Annotated in this window: 10 protein-coding genes; 5 read left to right on the top strand and 5 right to left on the bottom strand. The window is 52.4% G+C overall.

Going from position 1 to position 10,301, the window contains the following annotated elements; all coding sequences use genetic code 11:
• Nucleotides 1-35 precede the first annotated feature (35 nt).
• From cysG to tsgA, 5 genes are all read right to left on the bottom strand, one after another.
• The gene (gene cysG, locus ACUU1M_RS09705; RefSeq protein WP_000349881.1) at nt 36-1,409 is read right to left on the bottom strand and encodes a siroheme synthase CysG; all 1,374 of its coding nucleotides are present in this window, start codon (nt 1,407-1,409) and stop codon (nt 36-38) included.
• Nucleotides 1,410-1,427: 18 nt separating this feature from the next.
• Nucleotides 1,428-2,234 (bottom strand): nitrite transporter NirC, encoded by an 807-nt coding sequence (nirC, locus tag ACUU1M_RS09700; protein WP_000493556.1) that lies wholly within the window; start codon nt 2,232-2,234, stop codon nt 1,428-1,430.
• A gap of 125 nt (nt 2,235-2,359) precedes the next feature.
• Complete coding sequence (nirD, locus tag ACUU1M_RS09695) at nt 2,360-2,686, bottom strand: nitrite reductase small subunit NirD (protein WP_000084764.1); 327 nt, start codon at nt 2,684-2,686, stop codon at nt 2,360-2,362.
• Complete coding sequence (gene nirB, locus ACUU1M_RS09690; RefSeq protein ID WP_000049229.1) at nt 2,683-5,226, bottom strand: NADPH-nitrite reductase large subunit; 2,544 nt, start codon at nt 5,224-5,226, stop codon at nt 2,683-2,685. The genes nirD and nirB overlap by 4 nt, the downstream gene beginning before the upstream one ends.
• Before the next feature lie 261 nt (nt 5,227-5,487).
• On the bottom strand, nt 5,488-6,669 hold the full coding sequence (tsgA, locus tag ACUU1M_RS09685; RefSeq protein ID WP_000185260.1) for an MFS transporter TsgA: 1,182 nt from the start codon (nt 6,667-6,669) through the stop codon (nt 5,488-5,490).
• A gap of 270 nt (nt 6,670-6,939) precedes the next feature.
• Between tsgA and ppiA the strand changes: the two genes are divergently transcribed.
• The 5 genes from ppiA (at nt 6,940) to argD (ending at nt 10,277) form a co-directional block, all read left to right on the top strand.
• Nucleotides 6,940-7,512 (top strand): peptidylprolyl isomerase A, encoded by a 573-nt coding sequence (gene ppiA / locus ACUU1M_RS09680; protein ID WP_000477225.1) that lies wholly within the window; start codon nt 6,940-6,942, stop codon nt 7,510-7,512.
• 104 nt (nt 7,513-7,616) lie between these two features.
• A complete protein-coding gene (locus ACUU1M_RS09675) occupies nt 7,617-7,784 on the top strand; it encodes a YhfG family protein (RefSeq protein WP_000736860.1) in 168 nt (55 codons plus the stop codon).
• Entirely contained in the window at nt 7,774-8,376 is a 603-nt protein-coding gene (locus ACUU1M_RS09670) for a putative adenosine monophosphate-protein transferase Fic (protein WP_001280641.1), read from the top strand. Before ACUU1M_RS09675 ends, ACUU1M_RS09670 begins: the two co-directional genes overlap by 11 nt.
• Before the next feature lie 31 nt (nt 8,377-8,407).
• Complete coding sequence (gene pabA, locus ACUU1M_RS09665; RefSeq protein ID WP_152028847.1) at nt 8,408-8,971, top strand: aminodeoxychorismate synthase component 2; 564 nt, start codon at nt 8,408-8,410, stop codon at nt 8,969-8,971.
• An 85-nt stretch (nt 8,972-9,056) separates the two neighbouring features.
• The gene (argD, locus tag ACUU1M_RS09660; RefSeq protein ID WP_000963769.1) at nt 9,057-10,277 is read left to right on the top strand and encodes a bifunctional acetylornithine/succinyldiaminopimelate transaminase; all 1,221 of its coding nucleotides are present in this window, start codon (nt 9,057-9,059) and stop codon (nt 10,275-10,277) included.
• Nucleotides 10,278-10,301: the final 24 nt, after the last annotated feature.

Here is a 10,301-nt window from a genome sequence, read left to right as displayed (position 1 = left end):
ATTAAGAAGGCCAGAATTCTCTGGCCCGGGTTAAATTAATGATTGGAGAACCAGTTCAGTTTATCGCGCAGGCCAACAACCCGACCAATAATAATTAGCGATGGACTGTTCATTTGCTGAGCAAGTTCACCGAGTTGCGTGAGCGTACCGTCAATCACGCGCTGCGTGACTGCCGTTCCGTTTTCGACAATTGCCACCGGCATTTCGCCAGGCATACCGTGTTCAATCAGCTTTTGCTGAATAGTCGCGGCCTGATTCAACCCCATATAGAACACCAGCGTCTGTTTTTCTGCCGCCAGGTTTTCCCAGTCCAGCTCGCCACCGGTTTTTAAGTGTCCGGTAATTAAGCGTACGCTCTGGGCATAATCGCGATGTGTGAGTGGAATACCCGAATAGGCAGAGCAACCAGAAGCTGCGGTAATACCCGGAACCACCGAGAACGGAATACCCGCGTTGCACAGTGTTTCCAGCTCTTCGCCACCACGGCCAAAAATAAACGGATCGCCACCTTTCAGCCGCACCACGCGTTTGCCTTTTTGCGCTTCCCGCAGCAGGATCTGGTTAATCTCTTCCTGCGGTACACAGTGGTATCCCGCGCGTTTGCCGACGAAAACGCGATCAGCATCGCGGCGTACCAGATTCATAATATCGTCAGAAACCAGACGGTCGTAGACCACCACATCTGCCTGCTGAATTTGTTGCAGTCCTTTCAGCGTCAGCAGCCCAGCATCGCCCGGACCTGCACCAACCAGCACCACTTCACCGCGATGGTCGAGCGGTTCGTTGATTAACTGTTCGGTCGTTTCAGTAATGGCTTTCTGATCGTTGTTTGCCAGCGACTGCGCCAGGCGGTCGTTAACGAACAATTTCTCCCAGAAACGGCGACGCTCACTCATCGTGGCGAACTGTTGTTTCACTCGCCCGCGTAATTGCCCGGCATATTTCGCCACCTGGCCCAGATGCAACGGCAGCAGTGATTCGAGTTTTTCGCGCAACAGGCGCGCCAGAACCGGAGAGGTGCCGCCAGAGGAGACCGCTACCATTAGCGGTGAGCGGTCAATAATCGACGGCATAATAAAGCTGGCGGCTTTCGGCGCATCGACTACGTTACAGAAGATGCGACGAGCTTCAGCGGCTTCGCTGACGCGCTGGTTAAGCGTGTCATCATCCGTCGCTGCAATCGCCAGCCAGCAGGTGTCGAGAAGGCTTTCATCAAATGGCCCTTCGACGAGGGTTAACATGCCTGCATCTGCCCATGCGGTGAACTGTGGAATAAACGCTAATGCATTCACCGTTAAGCGAGCGCCTGCGTCTAACAGCAACCTTGCTTTGCGTTCCGCGACATCACCACCGCCGACAATCAGACAGTCGCGATCGCGTAATTGGCAAAATATAGGCAAATGATCCACGTAAAAACCCCTTAGTAATTAACCGGCAGCCGTTTCAGTTTGATTAAATTTGTCCGCAACCGGACGATTCGCTTTCGGCGTAGCATACCAATAACCCAATCCCATGAATACGGCACCTGATAAAGTATTACCCAGCGTCACCCACAGCAGGTTATGACCAATACCCGCCAGCGTGTAGGCTTCGCTGTGGTTGCCGAACCAGGAGAGCGCGAACAGCGTCATGTTAGCGATAGAGTGCTCGTAGCCGGACGCGATAAATGCCAGCAGACACCACCAGATAGCGATAAATTTCGCCGCCCCTTCAGTGCGCAGCGCCATCCAGATTGCCAGGCAAACCAGCCAGTTACACAATGCACCTTTGAAGAACAGTACCATTGCCGGTGCAGTGGTTTTAGCCAGCGCGACGGAGTGAACGATGCTGGTATCTACCGGCAGCAGGCTACCGCCGCCCCAGCTATAGAGCATGGCAACGAAGACGGAACCGACCAGGTTACCCAGCCAGGTTTGCGGCAGGATTGCCCACATTTGCCCGTGGCTGATGCTGCCCGCTTTTACCCCAAAGGTGAGGAACATGGTGTGTCCGGTGAACAGTTCAGAACCGGCGATAATCACCAGCGTTAAGGCGATACCAAAGGTCGCGCCCATCACCAGCGGACGTACGGACGGGTCGAGCAAATTACCGAGCGTGAAAATCAGGATGATCCCAAGACCCACATATGCGCCCGCCATGGCGGAGCTGACCCAAAAGCCGAGCGGGTTATTTGCCGACAGGCGTGCAATGCGCGCAGCATTAGCCGCACACTTATTAATAGTGTCTGTAAACATTTGATTATCCTTTAAAAAATAAAAACAAAAAATAAAACAAAAAGTTTAAAAAATGTCCTGCAATATACCGAAGGTCATTACAGGACCATGCAAAAAGGGGAGGCATTGCGCCTCCCGTTAAAACATTAACCGCGCAGCTGCACCACGCCGTCTTTCACTCGTGCTTCGTAATGTTTGACGGAAAACTGTTCGTCTTCCATGCACAAGCCATCACTTAAGCGAAAACGCTGTTTTTTCAGCGGGCTGGCGACCCACAGCTCGCCCTGGTGTTCCGCAATCAGCCCGCGTGATAGCACGCTGGACTCGAAGAACGGATCAATGTTGCTGATCGCAAACACCTGGTCGCTGTGATACGGGCGGAAAATCGCTACCTGCTCGTCACCTAACAGCGCGCAGACGCCGGTTTCAGGCAGGATGTCATCGATTTTGCAGATGTCTTTCCACTGGCTCATGCGTTGTCCTCCACCAGAGTTACCGGGATACGTTCATACGGCGTTGCCGGACGGTGCTGTTCGCGCTCTGGCACCATCTGCACGTTCGGGTCACGCTTGTCGCTGTTGATGAAGTGTTTGAAGCGAGTCTGCGCGGACGGTGTATTGACCGTTTCAGTCCACTCACACACTACCGCTTCACGCAGGCGCGCCATCTCTTCTTCCAGATGAGCGTTCAGCCCCAGTTTGTCGTCAATGATCACCGCTTTCAGGTAATCGATGCCGCCTTCGAGGTTTTCTAACCACGGCGCGGTACGCGTCAGTTTGTCGGCGGTACGGATGTAGAACATCATGAAGCGGTCGAGATATTTGATCAGCGTTTCGCGATCGATATCCGCTGCCAGCAGATCCGCATGACGCGGTTTCATGCCGCCGTTACCGCAAACATACAGGTTCCAGCCTTTTTCAGTGGCGATAATACCCACGTCTTTACCCTGAGCTTCTGAACATTCACGGGTACAGCCGGAGACACCGAACTTCATTTTGTGCGGCGTACGGATGCCTTTGTAGCGGTTTTCCAGTTCCACGCCGAGGCCGACGCTATCGCCAACACCGTAGCGGCACCAGGTGCTACCCACGCAGGTTTTCGCCATACGCAGTGCTTTCGCATAGGCATGACCGGTTTCGAAGCCAGCTTCAATCAGCTGACGCCAGATTTCCGGCAGATCGTCTTTCTGTGCGCCAAACATCGCCAGGCGCTGGGAGCCGGTGATTTTGGTGTAGAGATTAAATTCACGCGCGATACGACCCACTGCCATCAGCCCTTCCGGGGTGATTTCACCGCCCGGAGAACGCGGGATCACCGAGTAGGTGCCGTCTTTCTGGATGTTAGCGAGGAAGTTGTCGTTAGAATCCTGCAGCGGAGTATGTTCCGGCTTCAGAATGTATTCGTTCCAGCAGGAGGCCAGCAGCGAACCGACGGTTGGTTTACAAACTTCACAACCGTAGCCTTTGCCGTGTTTCGCCAGCAGTTCTTCGAAGGTTTTAATGCCTTCAACGCGGATCAAATGGAACAGTTCCTGACGCGAATAAGCAAAGTGTTCGCACAGGTTGTTGTTAACTTCGATGCCCTGTTTCGCCAGTTCCGCATTCAATACCTGAGTGACCAGCGGGATACAGCCACCGCAGCCAGTACCCGCTTTGGTTTCAGCTTTCAGCGCCGCAACTGTGTGGCAGCCTTTGTTGATGGCAGCAATCAGATCACCTTTAGTGACGTCGAAGCAGGAGCAGATTTGCGCGCTGTCCGGCAGTTTATCAACACCGATAGACGGCTTACCGCTACCCGAGTGCGCCGGCAGAATCAGAGAATCCGGGTTTTCCGGCAGCTCGATAGCGTTCAGCACCAGTTGCAGCAGGTTGCCGTAGTCGCTGGTATCGCCCACCAGTACCGCACCGAGCAGGGTTTTGTTGTCTTCGCTGACAATCAGGCGTTTGTAGATCTCTTTACTTTCGTCGAGGTAAACATAGCTACGTGCGCCAGGCGTGCGACCGTGCGCATCACCAATACCACCTACGTCTACGCCCAGCAGTTTCAGCTTGGCGCTAAGGTCAGCACCTTCAAAGGCGTTTTCGCTACCCAGAATATGGTCAACGGCGACCTGCGCCATTTTGTAGCCTGGTGCTACCAGACCAAATACACGGTTGTTCCAGCTTGCGCATTCACCGATGGCGTAGATATCCGGATCGGAAGTCTGGCAGGAATCATTAATGACAATCCCCCCACGCGGAGCAACGTCCAGACCACACTGGGTTGCCAGCTTATCGCGCGGACGGATACCGGTAGAGAAGACGATAAAGTCGACTTCCAGTTCGCTGCCGTCGGCAAAACGCATGGTTTTACGCGCTTCGACACCTTCCTGCACAATCTCAAGGGTGTTTTTGCTGGTGTGAACGCGCACGCCCATACTTTCGATTTTGCGACGCAGCTGCTCGCCACCCATCTGATCAAGCTGTTCCGCCATCAGCATAGGGGCAAATTCGATAACGTGGGTTTCAATACCTAAGTTTTTCAGCGCGCCAGCGGCTTCCAGACCTAACAGGCCGCCACCAACAACGGCACCGCGTTTGCTGCGACGGGCGCAGGATTCAATGGCGTTGAGGTCTTCAATGGTGCGATAGACAAAGCAGCCCTGAGTATCAGAACCTTTGATTGGTGGGATCCACGGGTAGGAACCGGTTGCCATGATCAGCTTGTCATAAAAAACGGTACGTCCGGCGCTGGAGTGAATCACCTTCTCCTGACGGTTGATGGTGATAGCGCGTTCGCCGACCAGAACTTTGATGCCGTGTTTCTCGTAGAAGCCTTCGCGCACCAGCGACAGCTCTTCGGCGGTGTGGTGAGAGAAGTAAGACGAGAGGTGTACGCGGTCATAAGCGATGCGCGGTTCTTCACAGAAAACGGTAATATCAAAGTTGGCCGCATCAGATTTATCAAGAAGATCTTCGATAAAGCGATGGCCGACCATACCGTTACCGATAATTGCGAGTCTGACTTTGCTCATTTTTGCCTCGATTTCTTTTCTATTACCGCCTACCTTAACGATTCAGCAACCCCGCTTATTGATGTAAATCAAATTCACCTTTATATACTCCTTAAGGGGTGTATTGCTGATTTGTATAAATTTTCTTAAGTCACGGAATTGTCTGACATTTCATGTTTGTGCAAAAAATGGGCAAAATGAACGGGTTTATAGAAATAGATGCACGTAGCGGGGGAAGAGAGGAAAAGGCCGGACGACGATAGTGCCGTCCGGCATTAGCAATTAATGAGAGGTCAGGGTGTTATGCTGACGGTGACGGCTGACGAAACCTAACAGGAAGCACATCACAAAGACGACAGCGTACAGACCGTTTGCTGTAAGCAGTGCCGCCTGCGGACCGCTATGTTCAACAATCGGGCCGGTAACCACAAAGGTCAACATAGTACCGATGGTTCCGCAGGTCAGGACAAAGTTAACCAGTTTTGGCGACGGTACTTTGGTCTGCTGTGAACCCAGGGTGATGATGGTGGTATAGATCGCGCTGGAGAAGAAGCCCAGAGCGAGAATTGACCACGCCATATGTGCTGGTGTTCCGGTGTTAAAGACGTACATCAGAATCGCAGCCAGACCAGCCAGTACGGTCAGAATGCGTTGCAAATCAAAGAAGCGAAGAATAAAGCTGAACGCCCACATGCCGACCATGTATGACATCCAGAAGTTACTCACCAGCGTGCCCGCGTCGTTCAGGCTCATGCCCAGGCCTTTGGCATACTCAGGCACCCAGGAGATAAAACCTAACTGACCGAGGATGTAGCACAGCGCCGCAACAGAGAGAAACAGTACGCCGATCCCCCACTTTTCTTTCTCTACCGGAGCATCCGTTTTTGGTGCACGTTTGCCCAGTGCCGGGAACTCACAGCCGAAGGTCAGAATAAAAATAGCGACATACACCAGCCCGATGCAGGCATAAACCCAGTACCACTCAATGCTGCGCGCCAGTAGAAACGCGGCGATCATTGGGAAAATCATCCCAGCCATACTGAAGAAGGAGTCAGTAAATAACAGGCGGGAACCGCGCTGACGCCCTTCATACATTTGTGTTATCAGGAATGTACCAATCGACATAGTAATGCCGCTGACCACCCCGAGAATGAACATCGCCGTCGAGAACAGCGCCAGGCTGTGGCTGAACATCAAACCGGCAACCGCCAGCACCATCAGGAGAAAGCCAAAACGTAACTGCGTTTTCAACGGGACGATTTCCATCAGCCAGGCGTTGAGGAAGATAGAGATTAAAATGCCGGCGTTGAGGAAGGTGAAGGTGTTACTCATACTGGAAACCGGCAGATTGAAATAATCGGCGATATTTCCCATCACCATCCCGGTGACAATAACCAACGCACCAGTCAGTGCGTAGGAGAGAAAGCTAATCCATGTGAGCTTGATGCGATTGCTGTTAGTCATGATTGGCCTGCGTTCAAAAATAAAATGGCATAGCGGGATATGCCGCGAGCGGGCGATTTTAGGTGATTTTGTGATCTGTTTAAATGTTTTATTGCAATCGGTTGCTAAATTGCATTTTAAGAGGTGATTTTGATCACGGAATAAAAAGTGATCGTCAGGTTACATATATTTCAGATACGTAAAATTAGGTAAAGGGATGGCCTTGTTCTTGAAGGCTATTTAGAATCTCTTCACTTGCTTTTTTTCTGCTCTGTTTGTTAAGGAAATCTCATGTTCAAATCGACCCTGGCGGCGATGGCTGCTGTTTTCGCTCTTTCTGCTCTTTCTCCCGCAGCAATGGCAGCGAAAGGGGACCCGCACGTATTGTTGACAACCTCAGCTGGTAACATCGAACTGGAGCTGGATAAACAAAAAGCGCCAGTGTCTGTGCAAAACTTTGTCGATTATGTGAACAGCGGTTTTTATAACAACACTACCTTTCACCGCGTCATTCCTGGCTTTATGATTCAGGGCGGCGGTTTCACCGAGCAGATGCAGCAGAAAAAACCAAACCCGCCAATCAAAAATGAAGCCGATAACGGCCTGCGCAACACGCGTGGCACCATCGCGATGGCGCGTACCGCTGACAAAGACAGCGCCACCAGCCAGTTCTTTATCAACGTTGCCGATAACGCCTTCCTTGACCATGGTCAGCGTGATTTCGGTTACGCGGTATTTGGTAAAGTGGTGAAAGGCATGGACGTTGCCGATAAGATTTCCCAGGTGCCGACTCATGATGTTGGTCCGTACCAGAATGTGCCGTCAAAACCGGTAGTTATCCTTTCCGCTAAAGTCCTGCCGTAATGATTTCTCGCGCGGGCAATCTTGCCCGCGCTTCTGCTCTCCCGGCGTAACCCGGATTTGCCGCTTATACTTGTGGCAAATGGACACGTTCAGGGAGGCATCAAGTGAAGAAACTCACCGATAAGCAAAAGTCCCGTCTCTGGGAGCTTCAGCGTAATCGTAATTTCCAGGCCAGTCGCCGTCTTGAAGGCGTCGAGATGCCTTTAGTCACTCTTACTGCCGCAGAGGCTTTAGCGCGCCTTGAAGAGCTGAGGAGGCACTATGAGCGATAAATTCGGCGAAGGGCGCGATCCGTATCTTTATCCTGGCCTTGATATCATGCGTAACCGGCTGAACATCCGCCAGCAGCAGCGGCTGGAACAGGCCGCTTACGAAATGACGGCGCTGCGTGCTGCGACCATTGAGCTTGGTCCGCTGGTGCGCGGTTTACCGCATTTGCGCACTATCCATCGCCAGCTGTACCAGGATATTTTCGACTGGGCAGGGCAACTGCGTGAAGTTGATATTTATCAGGGCGATACGCCGTTCTGCCACTTTGCTTATATCGAAAAAGAGGGCAATGCCCTGATGCAGGATCTGGAGGAAGAAGGTTATCTGGTTGGCCTGGAGAAAGCGAAGTTCGTCGAGCGGCTGGCGCATTACTATTGTGAAATCAACGTGCTGCATCCCTTCCGGGTGGGAAGTGGTCTGGCACAGCGGATCTTCTTCGAGCAACTGGCGATTCATGCTGGATATCAACTGAGCTGGCAGGGTATCGAAAAAGAGGCCTGGAATCAGGCAAATCAGAGTGGGGCAATGGGGGATCTCACCGCACTGCAGATGATATTTAGCAAAGTGGTAAGCGAAGCCGGGGAATCTGAGTAAAATAGCGCGGTTCTTTCGTACCGGAGCCGCCATGATCCTGCTTATAGATAACTACGATTCTTTTACCTGGAACCTCTACCAGTACTTTTGTGAACTGGGGGCGGATGTGCTGGTTAAGCGCAACGATGCGTTGACGCTGGCGGATATCGACGCCCTTAAACCACAAAAAATTGTCATCTCACCTGGCCCCTGTACGCCAGATGAAGCCGGGATCTCCCTTGACGTTATTCGCCACTATGCCGGGCGCTTGCCGATTCTTGGTGTCTGCCTCGGTCATCAGGCAATGGCGCAGGCATTTGGCGGCAAAGTTGTGCGCGCCGCAAAGGTCATGCACGGCAAAACCTCGCCGATTACACATAGCGGTGAGGGCGTATTTCGGGGGCTGGCAAATCCACTTACCGTGACACGCTACCATTCGCTGGTGGTGGAACCTGACTCATTACCAGCGTGCTTTGACGTGACGGCCTGGAGCGAAACCCGCGAGATTATGGGGATTCGCCATCGCCAGTGGGATCTGGAAGGTGTGCAGTTCCATCCAGAAAGTATTCTTAGCGAACAAGGACATCAACTGCTGGCTAATTTCCTGTATCTCTGATTTCCGATTGCCATTCAGTGATTTTTTATGCATATTTTGTGATTATAATTTCACATTTATTTATGCGTAACAGGGTGATCATGAGATGGCAATTGAACAAACAGCAATTACACGCGCGACTTTCGATGAAGTGATCCTGCCGATTTATGCTCCGGCAGAGTTTATTCCGGTAAAAGGTCAGGGCAGCCGAATCTGGGATCAGCAAGGCAAGGAGTATGTCGATTTCGCGGGAGGCATTGCAGTTACGGCGTTGGGCCATTGCCATCCTGCGCTGGTGAACGCGTTAAAAACCCAGGGCGAAACTCTGTGGCATATCAGTAACGTTTTCACCAATGAACCGGCGCTGCGTCTTGGGCGCAAACTGATTGAGGCGACGTTTGCCGAACGCGTGGTGTTTATGAACTCCGGCACGGAAGCTAACGAAACCGCCTTTAAACTGGCACGCCATTACGCCTGTGCGCGTCATAGCCCGTTCAAAACCAAAATTATTGCCTTCCATAACGCTTTTCATGGTCGCTCGCTGTTTACCGTTTCGGTGGGTGGGCAGCCAAAATATTCCGACGGCTTTGGGCCGAAACCGGCAGACATCATCCACGTTCCCTTTAACGATCTCCATGCAGTGAAAGCGGTGATGGATGATCACACCTGTGCGGTGGTGGTTGAGCCGATCCAGGGCGAGGGCGGTGTGACGGCAGCGACGCCAGAGTTTTTGCAGGGCTTGCGCGAGCTGTGCGATCAACATCAGGCATTATTGGTGTTTGATGAAGTGCAGTGCGGGATGGGGCGGACTGGCGATTTGTTTGCTTACAGGTACTACGGTGTGACGCCGGATATTCTGACTTCTGCGAAAGCGTTAGGCGGCGGCTTCCCGATTAGCGCCATGCTGACCACGGCGGAAATTGCTTCTGCGTTTCATCCTGGTTCTCACGGTTCCACCTACGGCGGTAATCCTCTGGCCTGTGCAGTAGCGGGCGCGGCGTTTGATATCATCAATACCCCTGAAGTGCTGGAAGGCATTCAGGCGAAACGCCAGCGTTTTGTTGACCATTTGCAGAAGATCGATCAGCAGTACGATGTGTTTAGCGATATTCGCGGTATAGGGCTGTTAATTGGCGCGGAGCTGAAACCACACTACAAAGGTCGGGCGCGTGATTTCCTGTATGCGGGTGCAGAGGTTGGCGTAATGGTGCTGAATGCCGGACCGGATGTGATGCGTTTAGCACCGTCGCTGGTGGTGGAAGATGCGGATATCGATGAAGGGATGCAACGTTTCGCCCACGCGGTGGCGAAGGTGGTTGGGGCGTAAATAAGACGCATCAGGCAAAATATG

The organism is Shigella sp. SIG6 (genome assembly GCF_053555815.1).
This window is presented reverse-complemented; position numbering and strand designations above follow the sequence as displayed.

Bases quoted from the DNA above. Each gene is read 5' to 3' on its own strand.
- nirB (WP_000049229.1), bottom strand. From the start codon at position 5,226: ATGAGCAAAGTCAGACTCGCAATTATCGGTAACGGTATGGTCGGCCAT.
- nirC (WP_000493556.1), bottom strand. From the start codon at position 2,234: ATGTTTACAGACACTATTAATAAGTGTGCGGCTAATGCTGCGCGCATT.
- ACUU1M_RS09670 (WP_001280641.1), top strand. From the start codon at position 7,774: ATGAGCGATAAATTCGGCGAAGGGCGCGATCCGTATCTTTATCCTGGC.
- argD (WP_000963769.1), top strand. From the start codon at position 9,057: ATGGCAATTGAACAAACAGCAATTACACGCGCGACTTTCGATGAAGTG.
- ppiA (WP_000477225.1), top strand. From the start codon at position 6,940: ATGTTCAAATCGACCCTGGCGGCGATGGCTGCTGTTTTCGCTCTTTCT.
- nirD (WP_000084764.1), bottom strand. From the start codon at position 2,686: ATGAGCCAGTGGAAAGACATCTGCAAAATCGATGACATCCTGCCTGAA.
- pabA (WP_152028847.1), top strand. From the start codon at position 8,408: ATGATCCTGCTTATAGATAACTACGATTCTTTTACCTGGAACCTCTAC.
- tsgA (WP_000185260.1), bottom strand. From the start codon at position 6,669: ATGACTAACAGCAATCGCATCAAGCTCACATGGATTAGCTTTCTCTCC.